Source organism: Streptomyces actuosus, assembly GCF_016921115.1.
In the GTDB taxonomy this organism is placed as follows: domain Bacteria; phylum Actinomycetota; class Actinomycetes; order Streptomycetales; family Streptomycetaceae; genus Streptomyces; species Streptomyces actuosus_A.
On sequence record NZ_JAFFZS010000001.1, the window covers coordinates 177,346 to 192,944 of the forward strand.

The 15,599-nt window shown below is 73.4% G+C and carries 17 protein-coding genes; 12 read left to right on the forward strand and 5 right to left on the reverse strand.

Annotation, left to right across the window (positions count from 1 at the left end):
• Positions 1-244: 244 nt before the first annotated feature.
• On the forward strand, positions 245-544 hold the full coding sequence (locus tag JS756_RS00800; RefSeq protein WP_205380905.1) for a DUF4235 domain-containing protein: 300 nt from the start codon (positions 245-247) through the stop codon (positions 542-544).
• Between the two features lie 306 nt (positions 545-850).
• Here the strand turns inward: JS756_RS00800 and JS756_RS00805 are convergent, their stop codons facing one another.
• Positions 851-1,243, reverse strand: a complete 393-nt coding sequence (locus JS756_RS00805) for a VOC family protein (protein ID WP_205380906.1) — start codon at positions 1,241-1,243, stop codon at positions 851-853.
• A gap of 65 nt (positions 1,244-1,308) precedes the next feature.
• The gene (locus JS756_RS00810) at positions 1,309-1,773 is read right to left on the reverse strand and encodes a pyridoxamine 5'-phosphate oxidase family protein (protein WP_205380907.1); all 465 of its coding nucleotides are present in this window, start codon (positions 1,771-1,773) and stop codon (positions 1,309-1,311) included.
• A 157-nt stretch (positions 1,774-1,930) separates the two neighbouring features.
• On the opposite strand from JS756_RS00810, the gene JS756_RS00815 reads away from it, so the two are divergent.
• The 6 genes from JS756_RS00815 (at position 1,931) to JS756_RS00840 (ending at position 7,983) form a co-directional block, all read left to right on the forward strand.
• The gene (locus tag JS756_RS00815; protein ID WP_240203083.1) at positions 1,931-3,160 is read left to right on the forward strand and encodes a PucR family transcriptional regulator; all 1,230 of its coding nucleotides are present in this window, start codon (positions 1,931-1,933) and stop codon (positions 3,158-3,160) included.
• 328 nt (positions 3,161-3,488) lie between these two features.
• The gene (locus tag JS756_RS00820; RefSeq protein ID WP_307790176.1) at positions 3,489-3,869 is read left to right on the forward strand and encodes an anti-sigma factor antagonist; all 381 of its coding nucleotides are present in this window, start codon (positions 3,489-3,491) and stop codon (positions 3,867-3,869) included.
• A gap of 529 nt (positions 3,870-4,398) precedes the next feature.
• The gene (locus tag JS756_RS00825; RefSeq protein ID WP_205380909.1) at positions 4,399-5,061 is read left to right on the forward strand and encodes a DUF4230 domain-containing protein; all 663 of its coding nucleotides are present in this window, start codon (positions 4,399-4,401) and stop codon (positions 5,059-5,061) included.
• A 68-nt stretch (positions 5,062-5,129) separates the two neighbouring features.
• Entirely contained in the window at positions 5,130-5,642 is a 513-nt protein-coding gene (locus JS756_RS00830) for a VanZ family protein (protein ID WP_205380910.1), read from the forward strand.
• A 131-nt stretch (positions 5,643-5,773) separates the two neighbouring features.
• On the forward strand, positions 5,774-7,015 hold the full coding sequence (locus JS756_RS00835) for a ricin-type beta-trefoil lectin domain protein (protein ID WP_205380911.1): 1,242 nt from the start codon (positions 5,774-5,776) through the stop codon (positions 7,013-7,015).
• Between the two features lie 308 nt (positions 7,016-7,323).
• Entirely contained in the window at positions 7,324-7,983 is a 660-nt protein-coding gene (locus JS756_RS00840) for an RDD family protein (protein WP_205380912.1), read from the forward strand.
• Between the two features lie 140 nt (positions 7,984-8,123).
• On the opposite strand, the gene JS756_RS00845 is transcribed toward JS756_RS00840, so the two are convergent.
• On the reverse strand, positions 8,124-8,360 hold the full coding sequence (locus JS756_RS00845; protein ID WP_205380913.1) for a hypothetical protein: 237 nt from the start codon (positions 8,358-8,360) through the stop codon (positions 8,124-8,126).
• A gap of 504 nt (positions 8,361-8,864) precedes the next feature.
• On the opposite strand from JS756_RS00845, the gene JS756_RS00850 reads away from it, so the two are divergent.
• The 5 genes from JS756_RS00850 to JS756_RS00870 all read left to right on the forward strand — a co-directional run bounded on the left by JS756_RS00850 (position 8,865) and on the right by JS756_RS00870 (position 13,778).
• Entirely contained in the window at positions 8,865-9,914 is a 1,050-nt protein-coding gene (locus tag JS756_RS00850) for a PHP domain-containing protein (protein WP_205380914.1), read from the forward strand.
• Positions 9,915-10,707: 793 nt separating this feature from the next.
• Positions 10,708-11,682 carry an SDR family NAD(P)-dependent oxidoreductase gene (locus JS756_RS00855; protein ID WP_205380915.1) on the forward strand — a complete coding sequence of 325 codons (975 nt, stop codon included), beginning with the start codon at positions 10,708-10,710 and terminating at the stop codon, positions 11,680-11,682.
• A gap of 22 nt (positions 11,683-11,704) precedes the next feature.
• The gene (locus JS756_RS00860; protein WP_205380916.1) at positions 11,705-12,280 is read left to right on the forward strand and encodes a hypothetical protein; all 576 of its coding nucleotides are present in this window, start codon (positions 11,705-11,707) and stop codon (positions 12,278-12,280) included.
• The gene (locus JS756_RS00865) at positions 12,277-12,576 is read left to right on the forward strand and encodes an aldo/keto reductase (protein WP_438817274.1); all 300 of its coding nucleotides are present in this window, start codon (positions 12,277-12,279) and stop codon (positions 12,574-12,576) included. Before JS756_RS00860 ends, JS756_RS00865 begins: the two co-directional genes overlap by 4 nt.
• A 182-nt stretch (positions 12,577-12,758) precedes the next feature.
• Complete coding sequence (locus JS756_RS00870; RefSeq protein ID WP_205380917.1) at positions 12,759-13,778, forward strand: NADPH:quinone reductase; 1,020 nt, start codon at positions 12,759-12,761, stop codon at positions 13,776-13,778.
• Positions 13,779-14,358: 580 nt separating this feature from the next.
• Here JS756_RS00870 and JS756_RS00875 read toward each other — a convergent pair.
• Positions 14,359-15,240, reverse strand: coding sequence for an alpha/beta fold hydrolase (locus JS756_RS00875; RefSeq protein ID WP_205380918.1), 882 nt, complete (start codon positions 15,238-15,240; stop codon positions 14,359-14,361).
• A 94-nt stretch (positions 15,241-15,334) separates the two neighbouring features.
• The gene (locus JS756_RS00880) at positions 15,335-15,577 is read right to left on the reverse strand and encodes a hypothetical protein (protein WP_205380919.1); all 243 of its coding nucleotides are present in this window, start codon (positions 15,575-15,577) and stop codon (positions 15,335-15,337) included.
• Positions 15,578-15,599: the final 22 nt, after the last annotated feature.

Here is a 15,599-nt window from a genome sequence, read left to right on the forward strand (position 1 = left end):
GGACCCGTGGAGGGGGGACCTCCACCCCTCGGTGCGCCTCGTCGTCGATCCGACTCGGGCGGTTTTGCCGGGACCGGATGGCGCGGACGGGCGCACACCCTCCGGCCACGAGAGGCTGTGCGGACGGACCTGCGAGCACGGCACGCCGCCGGGCCCCGCCCCCGCGCATGAGGCGGTTCCGGGTCCCGGGCAGGCATGATCGGGGCAGACCGTCCGCGGCACCAGCGCAGGAAGAGGAGTTCCAGTGGGCAAGAAGAGGAAAAAGCTCCCCCTCGCCTACCAGCCCGTCGGGTTCATGCTCGGCTGGGCGGGCGGCGCGCTGGCCGGGCTCGCCTTCCGCAAGACATGGAAGGCGGTCCGGCACGAGGACGACGCGCCCGACGCGCTCGACCCGGACCGCGGCTGGGGGGAGATCCTGCTGGCCGCCGCGATCCAGGGCGCGATCTTCGCAGTGGTGCGCAGCGCGGTGGACCGTACGGGCGCGAAGGCCATCGCACGCTCGACGGGCGTCTGGCCGGCCAAGGACAAGGGCGGCCGGGACTGAGCACCCACGTCGGGGCGGTGCGCGTGCCCGGATGCCGGGTGACGGGGGCCGGGAAACGGGCAGCCGGGTGGCCGGGGAGCTGACGCGGTGGTACGAGGCCGGGCCCGGGAGCCGGCCCCGGTCGGGGGCGTCCGGTCCTGCGTCCGGGTTCCGGGGTGCCTCGCCCCGGCTGCCGATGCCCGGGGGTGGCCGGTGCCGCGGGTGTGGGAGCGCGCGCCGGCTCCGCGGGCTCCGGGCCGCAGCCGTCGCAGCGGGGGCTCGGCGCCGCAGTGCGCGCCCGGTGCCGGGTACCTCGGTCCCCCGGGCTCAGCCGCGCTTCGGCGCCGCCTGCGGGGTGCGGCGGAGGGTGAAGGAGTGGCCGGCCGGGTCGGCGAAGCTGCGTTCCTCGTGCGGGCCCGGGGCACCCTTGGCGCCCACGGGAAGGCCGCCCAGTGCGACGACCCGGCGCTCGGCCGCGTCCAGGTCCTCGACGAGGAAGTCGAGATGGATCTGGAGGGAGTTCTCGGGGCGGGGCCAGCTCGGCGGAGTCGCGTTGGCGTCGCGGCGCAGCGCAAGCCGCATCCCTCCGGGGGCCGTCAGCTCGACGTGGTCGACGGTCGTGTCCTTCTCCTGGGCGTCCAGGAACTCCTTGGAGAACTCGGCGAGTTTCTCGGGCTCGGCACAGTCGAGCACCACGACGCCTGCTGTCACCAGTGCCATGTCTCCTCCGCGGGTGGGTCCGGGGCGGGGCGACTCCCGCCCCGGACCTTGCGGTTACCCCGGATTCACTCGGCCACCAGCCATTTGGCGCCCCGCATCAGCTCCCGGCCGGCGGGCCCGTCGGCCTCGCGCCAGGCCTGGATGCGGTGCGGGTGGACGCGGAAGTACAGGAAGGGTACGGCTTCCTCACGGGGGTCGAAGCCGGTCTTGCCCGCGAAGATCTCCGCGTCCTCCTCGGGCAGATCGGCAGGCGGCACGGCGGTCGCGGTGCCCTCCACGAGCACGACGTCCCGGGGCTCGCCGACCGCGAGCCGGACCGCTCCGGTGCTGCGCAGGTTCCGGCCGGTCGGACTGTCGGCGCGGGTGGCCAGCAGCAGGACCGCACCGTCCCAGACGAACGGCAGCGGCATCAGTTCGGGGGCGCCCCCGTGTTCGCCGGCGGTGGCGACCCAGGCGTCGACGTCGTGTTCGAGGCGGTGCAGGGTGTCGAGCCTGCGCTGTTTCCCCGTGCGGGCGGGTGGTGGCGTCATGGTCCCAGTGTGACCGTCTCCCCCGTCCACGGCGGGTTGTGTGCAGGGCATGCCGCGCGCCCGGTCGCACACGCCGGTCTGTCCCCCGGTGACAAACAACATCCGGTCGACTGTCCGTTCGCGATGAGCCCCGTGAGTTACTCGCGGGTATCGTCGCATGGTGTCCATGAGAGCCGCACCGGTGGACGAGGAGCCGGAGGGCCCCTTCCGGGCCCTTCCGCCCGGCCTCCACGCGCAGTTGAGACCGTACTTCGCCGACATCACCGAGGAGGTCGTCGAGGCGATCCGCACGGAGATCGCGGAGTACGCCCGTCCGGCGGACGACACGTACATGCAGGGGGTGCACCGGGGCGTGGACCACGCGCTCCAGGGGTTTCTGGAACGGATGGCGACGCCGGACACGGACTGGGAGCCGGTGAAGGCGACGTACGAGCGGATCGGCCGCGGCGAGGCGGAGGAGGGACGCAGTCTGGACTCCTTCCAGGCCGCGCTGCGGCTGGGCGCACGCGTGACCTGGCGCCGGGTCAACGCCCTCGTGGACGCCGGGCTGTTGCCGCGCACCGTGCTCGGTGCGTTCGGAGAGGCGCTGTTCGTCCACCTGGACAGGATGGCGGCGGCGACGACCGCGGGCTACACCGAGGCACGGATGCACGCCGCCGGCGAGTTGCAGCAGCGCCGGTCCCGGCTGGTGGACCTGCTGACCGCGGACCCGCCGGCCTCCGCGGAGGCCATCGCCGGCCTGGCCCACACGGCGCGCTGGCCGGTGCCGCGTGCGGTGGCGGTGGCGGCGATCGACAGCGCGGCGCTGCCGGTGGCGCGGCCGATCGTGCCGCCGGAGTTCCTCGCCCGGTTCGACATGCAGCCGGGCGTGCTGGTCGTACCCGACCCGGAAGGGCCGGGGCGGGCCCGCGACGTGGCCGGGGCGCTGAACGGGCTGCCCGCCGCGATGGGCCCTGCGGTACCCCTGCGCGAGGGGGCGCGCTCGCTGCGATGGGCGGCCGAGGCGCTCGGACTGATGCGCCGGGGGGTCCTCGCGAGCACCGGTCTGATTCGCTGCCGGGACCACCTGTCGACGTTGCTGCTGCTGCGGGACGACGCGCTGGTGGACGCGATGGCGGAGCGCTGGCTGGGGCCGCTCGCGCAGGTGCGTCCACCCCAGCGGGAGCGGCTCGCGGAGACGCTGCTGGCGTGGCTGGGCAGTGGCCGCAACGCCAACGAGGTCGCGGACCGGCTCGCCGTGCATCCGCAGACGGTGCGGTACCGGATGCGCCGCCTGGAGGAACTGTTCGGGCGCCGACTCGCGGATCCGTCCGCCCAGTTCGAGATGCAACTGGCCCTGCGGGCGCACGAACTGCGCCGCCGCGCCCCGGCGGATGCCGCGGAGTGACCGCCCGGGACCTGTGGCCGTGCCGCTCGGCGATGCGGAGGGCGCCGAGGTCGTCGGCGTAGGCCGCCACTCCCCTGCCCGGCTACGGTGCGGCGGGTGTGCAGGGTGTCGCGGATTCCGTGGGAACGCGGGCAGGTGGCTCACCGCGGCGGTCCGGCCCACTGGCACGCCGTGTCGTATCACTTCACTCACGATGCGAAAGAAGTCAGTCGCAATTCGACGACATATGTCAATCGAACATGCTCAAATACATTCGCCCGAGGGTAACTTGCAGGGCGGGGAACCCAGTTGGAGACCCCTCCCCCCAGCCGCTGGAGGCGATGTCGTCGTGCAGCACGATCCCGCACCGCGCACCCCGCATCTGCGCGTCCGCCGCGACCGCGGCTACACGGTGCTGGAGTTCGCGGGCGAGATCGACATCGCCGCCGCGGCCGAGATCGCGCCGCATCTGGACTCCGCGACGGCGGGCGACTGTCCGCACGTCGTGATCGACCTGACAGGGGTCGAGTTCTTCGACTGCTCGGGGCTGCGCCTGCTGTACCGGGCCCGGAGCCGGACGCTGGACCGCAAGGGCCGACTCCACCTGGTGTGCACGCACCCGCTGACGCTTCGGATGCTGCGGCTCACGGGACTCTCCCGCCTGCTGCCGCCGCACCCCACCGTGGAGGCGGCGCTGGGCTGCCCGGAGGCCGCGTCCGGCATGGTGTGACCGGCGCCTCCGGCACCACGGGCGTTCGTCCCGGGCCTCCTGGCGGGCACCCGGTGCCGCGACGGCCTTCTCCCCGGCACGTCCGCCCCCCTGCCCCTTGAGCAGGACCGTCGGACCCGTCGGGCCGGAGACGTCCGCGTCGGAGAGGCTCGAACGGGCCACGGCGACTGTCGCCCAGGAGGGCGCGCCGGACGCCCCCGCTCGGCCTCGGCCCGTGCCCTGCCCCTGGCTCCGGGCCTGCCCCTGAGCCCGACGCCGACCGCGGTCCTGCCCCCGACTCCGACCGCGGCGGCTACGGCCGGCAGGCCGCGGCCGGCCGGCCCTCCGGCGCCGTTCGCCGCGTGCGGGCATCCCGGGTCGGGGCACCGGCCGCGTGTCCATGTACACCCCCGCCTCCCTGGCCCGCATGAGCGGCGCTTCCCGCCCCCCGTGCGCCCCCATGCCCCCGCCATGGAAACAGATCGGCCAACCTGCCGGTCTGGTACGGGATTTGAGGGGCATCCGGACAACAGGAAGGAGGACCGCCACCATGACGAATGCTCTCAGACGCCTGCCACGGCGGATGCCCGGCTGGGCCAAGGCGGTGACCGCGCTCGTGCTGGTGCTCGCCGTGTTCCTCGCCGGCATCCGCTGGAGCCTACTGCCCGGCCTGAAGGACCTGTTCGGCACCGAGAGCCGCGACCGGTCCGGTCCCGCCCTGCTGGAGTCGATCCAGGACATGAGCCGCTACGACGCCGCGTCGGGCAACTTCCAGGTCGTCGTGGACCTGGAGAAGAACGCGAAGTACCTGCCCGACGCCATCCACGGCACCCGCACCCTCTACGTCGGGGCCGGCACGGTGGACGCCTACGTCGACCTGGGCCGGATCGGCCAGGACGACGTGTCCGTCGACGAGGAACGCACCTCGGCCACGATCCGGCTGCCCCACGCGCAGCTCGGCAGGCCTGCCCTGGACGCCGACCGCTCCTACGCCGTCTCCAAGCAGCGCGGCCTGCTGGATCGGCTCGGCGACCTGTTCTCCGACAACCCCAACAGCGAACAGGCCGTGCAGCGGCTCGCCGTGCAGCACATCGGTGAGGCCGCCGAGGACAGCGGGCTGACCGAGCGGGCGGAGGCCAACACGACCGAGATGCTCGGCGGCCTGCTGCGTTCCCTGGGCTTCGAGGAGGTGCACGTGACCCACGGCGCCTGAGCACGAGCCCGTGCACCGCACGGGAACCGACGCCCCGACCGAGGAAGGCCACGGCTGGAGGACTCGTCATGCGAACTGCACCACGCCCCCGCACCACCCGCACGCCGGCCCCCGCACGGCGCCGCCCGCTGCCCCTCGCCGCGCGCCTGCCGGCCATGCTGCTCGCGTTCGCCGTCATGGTGGCGTTCGCCGTCGTCCTGGCCCGGCTCACCCTGGAGCCCTCCCCCGCCTCCGCGGCACTGACCCACACCAACCTCCGGCCGGGACGGTCGCTGAGGGCCTACCTGGAGCAGCCCGCGCTACGGGAGGCGGTCCGGCAGATCGGCGGGAACCTGCTGCTCGGGGTGCCGTTCGGACTGCTGATCCCGGTCCTGGCACCGGGGGCGCGGGGCATCGTGCGCGTGCTGGCCCTGACCGCCGTCACGATGCTGCTGGTGGAGCTGGCCCAGGGCTCACTGATCACCGGGCGCACCTTCGACATCGACGACGTCATCCTCAACACCAGCGGGGCGCTGGCCGGTTGGCTGCTGCTGGGCCGACGGCTGGGACGGGCGGTCCATGCGGAGAAGGAACGGGGGTGACGGCCGCCGATCGGTCCGTACCAATGTCTTGACGGCCACTTAACTCACTTCTTGAATAAAGAAGCGACGCATTCACCTGTTCACCCCCACGTCAGTCGGCGCACCCCGCACGCCGTACGGAAGGGAATGCCGTGGTCTCCCCGTGCCCGCTCCGCAGAGGTCTGTTCGCCGCCGCCCTGGCCGCCGCACTGATCGTGTCATCCGCCGGCGGCCCCGCCGGGGCGGATCCGCCCCGCCCCGTGGCCGCGGCGGTGGCCTTCTCCGACACGTTCGACGGTCCGGCCGGGGCGCCGGCCGACCCCGCGAAGTGGCAGTCGGAAACCGGCGACAACGTCAACAACCACGAGCGGCAGTACTACACGTCCCATACGGCCAACGCCGCCCTCGACGGGCAGGGCCATCTGGTCATCACGGCACGACGCGAGAACCCGGCCGGGTACCAGTGCTGGTACGGCACCTGCCAGTACACCTCCGCCCGGCTCAACACCGCCGGACGTTTCAGTGCGCGGTACGGGCACGTCGAGGCACGGATGAGGATTCCGCGCGGGCAGGGCATGTGGCCGGCGTTCTGGATGCTCGGCACGGACATCGGGCAGGTCGGCTGGCCCGCCTCGGGCGAGATCGACGTCATGGAGAACGTCGGCCACGAGCCGTCCACCGTGCACGGCACGATCCACGGCCCCGGCTACTCCGGCTCCGGCGGTATCGGTGCCGGCTACTCACTCCCGGGCGGACAGGCCTTCGCCGACGCGTTCCACACCTACGCCGTCGACTGGGCGCCCGGCTCGATCACCTGGTCGGTGGACGGGGCCGTCTTCCAGCGGCGCACTCCCGCAGACCTGGGCGGCAGGACCTGGGTGTTCGACAAGCCCTTCTTCCTGATCATGAACCTGGCGGTCGGTGGCTACTGGCCGGGCGACCCGGACGGCTCGACCGCCCTGCCCCAACAACTGGTGGTGGACTCGGTGTCGGTGACGACGGCCGACACCGCGACCGGCGTCCCGGTCCGCGGTCCGGGCGGCAAGTGCATGGACGTGGCCGGGGCGAACCCGGCCAACGGCACGCCCGTCCAGCTCTACGACTGCAACGGCACCGCGGCCCAGCAGTGGACCGCCGGCGCCGACGGCACGCTGCGCGCGCTCGGCAAGTGCCTCGACGTCACCGACCGCGGCACCGCGGACGGCTCGACCGTCCAGCTGTGGGAGTGCACGGGCTGGGCGAACCAGAAGTGGACCGTCACGGCCGCGCACGACATCGTCGATCCGCAGGCGGACAAGTGCCTCGACGTCACCGGCGGCAGCACGGCCGACGGGACACGGCTGCAGATCTGGACCTGCACCGGCGCCGCCGACCAGAAGTGGACCCTCGGCTGACGCCACGGCACCGACGGCGGGGCCGCAGCGACGGACCCGCCGGACGGCACCGTGACCGCGCCCGACGCCGCCCGGCGCCGGTGCGAGGCCTTCGCGAGGAGCCGCCGCAGCCCTTGCCCTTGGCCGTGCCCCAGCCGTAGCCGTAGCCGTAGCCGTAGCCGTAGCCGTAGCACCAGCCGCGGCTGTGCCTTCGCGCCGTCGTCGTCGGTCCCCGGGGGCGGCGCACCCTATCGTCCGGGTGGCCCGGCGGACCGCACATCCCGCGAAGACGGCGTACGGACCGGTCGGCGCACGCACACTCGTCCCGCATGCGGGCGTCCGCGGCCACGGGGCCGTCGTGGGGCGATCCGCCGGAGTGGTCCGGGGGGACGATGTTCGGGGTCATCATCAGACGGGTGGGTGCCCGGATGGTCGACGGGGTCTTCGTCATGCTGCCGACGGTGCTCCTGGGCTGGACGGCCGTGCCGCTGATGGAGTCCGTCCTGACGTATCAGGCGCGTCGGCTGCTCCGCCGCGGAGGCTCCCGGATCGTCTCGTCCGGTCTGGACGGCCAGGTGATCAAGGACAGTGCCCGCGAGTCGGTGGTCGTCCTCGCGAAGACGGGATCCGCCTTCCTCGTCGCCCTGACGCTCTTCGCGATGGGGTTCTGGCTGGTCTACGACTGGCTGGCGCACGCGGCGTTCGGCCGGACCCTCGGCAAGGCGGTGTTCGGCCTGGAGGTGGTGCGCTTCGACGGCGCGAAGCCCGGCGTGCTGTGCGGTCTGATCCGGGCCGCCGTGCTGATCGGCGCACCGGCGGCGACCGTGCTCTACGGCTGGGCGTACGCCATGGCGGGCCGTACCGACGAGCCGCTCGTCCTCCTGGTGATGCGGTGGGTGATCCTCGTCGGTCTGCTGCCGGCCCTGCTGCCGACCAACCGCGCGCTGCACGACTGGTTGTCGCTCACCCGGGTGCACTCCACCCGCTGAGGACCCGCCGAGGCCACCGGGCACGTCCCGTCGTCCGCCGGGTGCGGACATGCGTCCCGGACGCCGGTGCATGCCGCCGGAGCGGTACCGGGGAGTGCGGGCGTTCCGGGCGTCGCCGGGCGGGCGGGACGCGCGTCACGCTAGCGCGGGACCCAGGTGAACTTGTCTCCGCCCACCCAACGGACGACGTCCGGGTCGTCCAGGTCGTGGACCGGGATGCCGTACGCGGCGGCGACCTCCAGGACGTCGGTGATGGTCGTCGCCTGCCCGACCACCTGGCCGTCGATCTCCACGATGCGGAACGGCGGAGTACCCGGCTGGACCCCGAGCACCAGGATCCGCGGGCGGGACATGTGTGGGCTCGAAACTTCCGTCATGTCATCGAGGGTAAAGCGGAATCCGTACAAACGACGCACCCGGATCATGCATCGCCGAGCTCGGGAACGAGTTGTCCCGACGACGTCCCTCCTCACCGGCCGCACGAAGGTGCCCTGCTCGCCCCTCGGGGTGGACGCGGGTGCGCCGATCCGACCCGAGCGAGCGGCCCGGAGGCAGGTGAGCCCTTGGCCCGGGACCGCCCCGCGGGAGGGGTGCCGAGCCGCCGACCCACCTCCGTGACGGCCCGCGTGGTCAACCGGCACCGGGCCCGCGGCGGTGGTCCGCGCGTCTCCGGAACCTCCGCCGGTGCTCGCGGCAGCCCCGGGGCGGCGGGGGCTGGGCGGCCGTGGTGACCCTCTCTCCCCCCCCCGGGTCGCACACGGACGCGCCGTCGCGGCGCCCCGGGCCGCGCCGCGACGAGCCGCGCCACAGACGGCCCGCGGCCGGGCCGCTCGCCGTGCGGCTCGCCGTGCGGTGGGGAACCCTGGGGGCAGGAGGTGGCGATGGACCCCGTGGCGGCCCTGGACCGGATCGCCTTCCTGCTGGAGCGTTCTCTGGCACCGGCCTACCGCGTCCGTGCCTTCCGTACCGCGGCCCGGGTGGTTCGGGAGCTGCCCGAGGTGGAGCTGCAGGACCGGGTGGCCGCCGGGAGCCTGGAGGCCCTGCGTGGGGTGGGCCCGAAAACGGCCCAAGTGGTGCGGGAGGCCCTGGACGGGCAGGTGCCGGGCTATCTGGAGAAACTGGAGGCCGAGGCCGAGGCCGGCGCGACGGCGCGGGTCGCACGGGGCGGGGAGGGACTGAGGTCGCTGCTGCGCGGTGACTGCCACCTTCACTCCGACTGGTCGGACGGCGGCAGCCCGATCGAGGAGATGGGCCGCACCGCAGCCGCGCTCGGCCACGCATGGGCGGTGCTCACCGACCACTCGCCCCGGCTGACCGTGGCGCGCGGCCTGTCGGCGGAGCGGCTGCGCGAGCAGCTGACGGTGGTCGCCCGGCTCAACGAGACGTGGGCGCCGTTCCGGCTGCTGACGGGTATCGAGTGCGACATCCTCGACGACGGTTCCCTCGACCAGGATCCGCGGCTCCTCGCACGTCTGGACGTCGTGGTCGTGTCCGTCCACTCCAAGCTGCGCATGGACGCCAGGTCGATGACCCGGCGCATGGTGGCGGCGGTGCGCGATCCGCACGCCGACGTGCTGGGCCACTGCACCGGGCGGCTGGTGACGGGCCGGGGTCGGCCGGAGTCGCAGTTCGACGCCGACGAGGTGTTCGCAGCGTGCGCGGAATCCGGTACCGCGGTGGAGATCAACAGTCGTCCGGAGCGGCTGGATCCGCCGCGCCGGCTGCTGCGGAAGGCGGTCGAGGCCGGCGTGCTGTTCTCCGTGGACACGGACGCGCACGCCCCGGGCCAGCTCGACTGGCAGATCAACGGCTGTGCACGGGCCGAGGAGTGCGGGGTGCCGCCCGCACGGGTGGTCACCACGTGGTCGGCCGACGCACTGCTGACGTGGACCCGCGAGGGACGGATCCCGGTCGGCGTGCCGGGCGGCTGACCGGGGAACCGGAGCAGCGAGCCGCGGCGGGCGCCGGGGCGCGAGCGGGAGGAGCCCGCCCGCGCACGTGCCGACGGCGGGCGGCATGGCGTCGTCGAAGGCTTGCGACGCCGGGCGCTCGTTCACCGCGTCCGGTTGGCACCGCCCGGCGATCGCGGCTGATCAGCCCCTGCCCAACCGGTCCGACGATCTCCACGACCTGCGGGGGTCGCGGACACCGGCGCCGACGGACCGATCGGTCAGGACGTCGAGCAGGGCGGGTCCTCGCACCGAGCCAGTGGTACGCGCACCGGAACGGACGGCGTGCCGGCCGGAACGGACCGCGTGCCTCCGCGGCGCGGCGCGGGAAATGAGGCCGGGCACCGCGCAGGGGTGCGTAGCACGGGAGCACCCGGGAGGCGAGATCCCGTGCGCCGCTGAGGAGACAGCGGCGCACGGGAAAGCACCAGGACACGGCTCTTCCGCCCGCGGCGGCGAGGCCGGAAACGGGCCGGTGAGGCGTATCACCCCAAACGGAGACAAGCCCGGGAACATCGAAGGGTGGTTCGCCGTTGAACCAGACGTGGGTGTGGACGGAACAGTGTCCCCGGGCCCCACCATTCGCCCACAGGGATGATCGTTCGGCTGAAGCCCTGTGGAGCCTCCCGCCGAGAGGCGACCGCCGCCCGCACCCACCATCCGGGCGAGCCCCGGCCGCGATCCCCCCGTCCGGCCGGGGCTCTCTTCTGCCCGCGCGGGTTTCGCCCGAGCCGTCCTTGACTTCGAGCGCGCTCGAATACGTAGCGTGCCGGACATGAGCGACACCGCACAGCACAGCATCGGCTCGGGCTTCGGCGCCCGCAGCACCGCAGACGACGTTCTCCGGGGGATCGACCTGACGGGCAGGCTCGCCCTCGTGACCGGCGGCTACTCCGGTCTCGGCCTGGAGACCACCAAAGCGCTGGTCCGGGCCGGCGCCCGCGTCGTGGTACCCGCCCGGCGCCCCGACGCCGCACGCGAGAACCTGGCCGGGCTGCCCGGCACCGAGGTGGACGAACTCGACCTCGGGGACCTGGACAGCGTCCGGGCCTTCGCCGAACGGTTCCTCGCCTCCGGCCGCAGCCTCGACATCGTCATCGGCAACGCCGGGATCATGGCCTGCCCCGAGACACGGGTCGGGCCAGACTGGGAGGCGCAGTTCGCCACCAACCACCTCGGCCACTTCGCCCTCGTCAACCGGCTCTGGCCGGCCATCGAACCGGGCGGCGCCCGCGTGGTCTCCGTCTCCTCGCGCGGCCACCACCTCTCCGGCATCCGCTGGGACGACCCGCACTGGCAGCACGGTTACGACAAGTGGGCGGCCTACGGCCAGGCGAAGACGGCGAACGTGCTGTTCGCCGTCCAGCTCGACCGGCTGGCCCGGGACCGGGGGGTGCGCGCCTTCGCACTCCACCCCGGCGGCATTCTCACCCCGCTCCAGCGTCACCTGACCAGGGAGGAGATGGTCGGGCTGGGCTGGATCGACGAGGACGGCAACGCGCTCGACCCGGCGGGATTCAAGACGCCGGAGCAGGGAGCGGCCACCCAGGTCTTCGCCGCGACCTCGCCGCAGCTGGACGGCATGGGCGGCGTCTACCTGGAGGACTGCGACATCGCCGAGCCGGCCCCTGCCGACGGCGCGCGCTCCGGGGTCAAGGACTGGGCCACCGATCCCGAGCAGGCGGCCCGCCTGTGGGCGTTGTCGGCGCAGGCCACAGGCGTCGACGCCTTCGCGCCCGGCACGTCCTGACCGTCGCGCCGGCCTCGGGGCCGTGTACCGGCGAGGCGCTCCGGCCGCCGTAGGGGGCGGCGCCGAGTTCCCCGGGCGGGCGCAGGGCGGGGCCGCAGCCCGGTCCGAGAGGTCGTCGACGCGAAGGGCGGAGCGTGCCTCCACGAGGGGCACCGCCGGGTCCGGCCTCTCGGCCGGCTCGATCCATGCGCACTACCGCGACAAGGCCGACCTGGTACGTGCCGCCGCCCGCGAGGTGCTCGCCGAGCGCGCCGACGCCCTCGGCGAGTACGGCGCGGCCGACGCCCCACCCGGCCCCGACGAACTGCTCGCCCGCCTGATCGTCGCGATCGACCCGGCCGAGGCCCGGGTCGGCGTGCGGACCTGGGGCGAGACGACCACCGACCCGGCCGTCCGCGACATCGTCGTCGACATGACCTACCGGATGCGCGCGATGCTGCACGACTGCGTCGCAGCCTGGCTCGTCGAGGTCGAGCACCACGGGCCGCCCCGAGATCGGGAGCACGCCACCCCGATCGCCCACCGGGTCATGGCGCTCTACCAGGCCCAGCTGCTCCACACCGCCATGCGAACACCGAAGGAGGAGACAGCGTCATGACCACCGCGACCGCTTCGTTCGCCGCCCGCACGGTTTTCCGGATCGGCTACGGCGCGTTGCAGCTCGAGCGCCTGCACGACCGCCGCGGCGAGGCCGTCGCGCTGCTGCGCCGCGCCGTCGAGCCGGGCGTCGACCACGTGGACACCCCCGAGTACTACGGCTTCGGTTTCGCCAACGACGTGATCCGCGAGGCGCTGCGCCCCGAGGACGACGTCCCCGCGGCGATGAAGACCCCATCGGCTGACCGGAACCAACGTGGCCCGGGTCGCGACCACACCCCACGCCGGACACCCTGACGAACCGTCAGGCCATGCCGGGAAACCCCGCTCCACCAGAGATTCGATGTGAGTGACGGGCGTCGGCCTGTGGCCACAGACGCCGAATCGCCCTGGAGGCGATTCGCCATACCCTGCCCTGCTCCGCAGGAACCTCGCTTCCTCCCCGGCCTGAAGGCCGGGCTATCCACGAAGGAGACCCGATGAAGGCCATCGTCTACCGCGACAACGGCGCCCCCGACGTTCTCCAGTTCGTCGACCGTGACCTGCCCGCGCCCGGGCCCGGCGAGGTTCGCGTCCGGGTCGCCGTGTCCGGGGTCAACCCGACCGACTGGCAGGCGCGCTCCGGCGTCGGCCACCCCAAGCGCTTCTCCGAGGTCACCCCGCACCTCGACGGCGCCGGCACGGTCGACGCCGTCGGTGAAGGTGTCGACCGGAGCCGGGTCGGTCAGCGGGTCTGGCTGTTCATGGCCGCCGCCGGGCGGCCCACCGGGACCGCCGCCGAGTTCACCGTCGTGCCCGCCGAACAGGCCGTGCCGCTGCCCGACGAGGCCGGCTTCGACGTCGGCGCCGCACTCGGAGTCCCCGCACTGACCGCGCACCGCGCGCTCACCGTCGCCGAGGACGGGCCGCGTCGGCTGCGGCCCGGGGCACTCGACGGGAAGGTGGTGCTCGCCGCGGGCGGGGCCGGAGCGGTCGGGCACGCGGTGATCCAGCTGGCCCGGTGGGCCGGCGCCACCGTGATCAGCACGATCAGCAGCCCGGAGAAGGCCCGGCTGGCCACCGCCGCCGGAGCCCACCACGTGATCAACTACCGCGAGGACGACCCGTCCGCCGAGATCCGCAAGATCGCCCCGGACGGCGTCGACATCGTCGCAGAGGTGGCCCTGGGCACGAACCTCGCACTGGACCTGGCCGTGCTGCGAACCCGCGGCACGATCGCGACCTACGCCAACGACGGCGGCAGACCAGTGGAACTGAACGTGCCGCAGAACATGGTGCTGAACACACGCTTCCAGTTCCTGGTGCTCTACACGGCAGGTACGGAGGCACGCGCCGCAGCCGTCCAGGACGTCGCCGCCGCGGTGCGCGACGGCGCGCTGCCGGTCGGCGAGGAGCACGGCCTGCCGCTGAACCGCTTTCCCCTCGACCGCACCGCCGACGCGCACCGAGCGGTCGAGAGCCGCGCGGTCGGCAAGGTCCTCGTGGACGTCATCTCCTGACGTCCAGTCGGCCACCGCTCGCCCACCCTCCGCCCCGTGAGGAACCCGGCATGGGGCGGCGGGTGGGCGAACTCACCCCGACCTCTGTCCGGCCTGCGGCCAACCCACACCTCACGGGTTCTCATGAGCGATCCTTTGCCGGAGCAAGATCGAAAATGGCCCGTCGGGCGCTCGATGAAATCGAACGTTCTTCGCGGCGATGGCGGAGACCGAGCGGGAGAGCATCCGGGAGTCGACGCCGGAGGGGCTCGACACCGCCTCCCACAAGGGCAAGCACGGCGGCTGGCCACCGGTCATCACCGACGACATGCTCCACACCGTCCTCCGGCGCCGGGAGAACGGGGAGTCAGTCGAGCGGATCCAGCCTGACCCGATCATCCTCACCGGCAAGCGCACGGGGCGGAACCCGTCTGTCGCGAGCATCTACCGGGCGCTCGCCGAGCACGCCGAGCGCGAGGCGTACCCCGAGGCCGTCGAGCAGGCGCACACCGACTGCACCGCCCTTCGGACCGGCGAACTCCCCGGTCCGCGCGCCGAGAGAAGGCGGAGTGCGCCCGGTGACGCAGTGCCGCGTCAGCTGCTACCGCCGATTCCCGTTCCCGGCAGGCGTGCCGGGTTCCTGGTCGTCTGCCATCAGGGAGGCGAACTTCCTGATGTCCTCGGTGAGTTGTGCGGCATGTGTGGCGAACAGGCCGTGACCGCCGTTCTCGTACACCTTCAGCTCCGCCTGCGGGGCCAGTGCGGCGGTGCGGCGCCCGGTCAGCTCCAGGGGCGCGGACATGTCGCTGTCTCCGTGGACGACCAGGACCGGCAGGTCGAGTGCGGCCACTTCGGGCGCCAGGTCCAGCACGGCCATGAGGTCGCGCAGGGCGACGCCGGCACGCGGGGTCGACACGTGACAGGCGCGGACCATGGACTGCACATAGGCGTCGGAGAGTTCGTTGCCCGGCAGGTGGCGGGCGAAGAAGGCGTCCGCGCCGTCGGCGTAGAAGGCCGCCCGGTCCCGCCGGACGGTCTCGTTGAACGCCGCGAGCGTCTCGGGGGCGAGTCCGTCCGGATGGCCGGCGCACCGCACGAGCCCCGGCGCCACACCGGAGACGAGGGCGACCCGGTCCACCCTCCGGGTGCCGTTGCGGGTGAGGCAGCGCACGGCCTCCGCGGTGCCGACGGAGTGGGCGACCAGCGTCACCCGGTGCAGGTCGAGGTGGTCGAGCAGGCCCTGGACGTCGTCGGCGAGGGAATCGAGGTCGAATCCGCCCCACACGTCGTCCGAGCGGCCGTGCCCGCGCCGGTCGAGCCCGACGCAGCGGAAGCCCTCCTCGGCCAGTGCGATCATCTGCGCCTCCCACATGTCCGTGCCGAAGTAGGCGCTGTTCACGAAGGCGATCACGGGCCCGTCCGCGGGGCCGTGATCGACGTGGTGCAGCCGGGTGCCGTCGACGGGGCTGGCGAAATACGGCATGGGGCGTCCTTCCGTGGGAGGCGGGCGGGTACGTCCCTCATCGTTCCGGCCCCGCGGGGCGGGCGTCGATTACCTCCCGCGTCATGGCCGCTCGTCAGGCAGGTGACTCGTCCGGCACCGGGTGCTCCGGGTGGACGGCGCCCGAGTGCGCCGCGCCGCGCCGCCCGGTGCCCGCCTCGTCGGTGTCGGGGACGCCTTCGTCGGTCTCCGGCGTCTCACCGGTGTGCTGCTGGGCGACGTCCCAGGGGTCGTCGCCGTCGGTCGCCTGCTGGTCCGGCAGGTCCCGCGGGACAGGGGTGCCGGAGCTCCCGGGGTCGTGCGGGCGGTGGTCCGCCATGGCGCCCTCCTCTCGTCCTCCC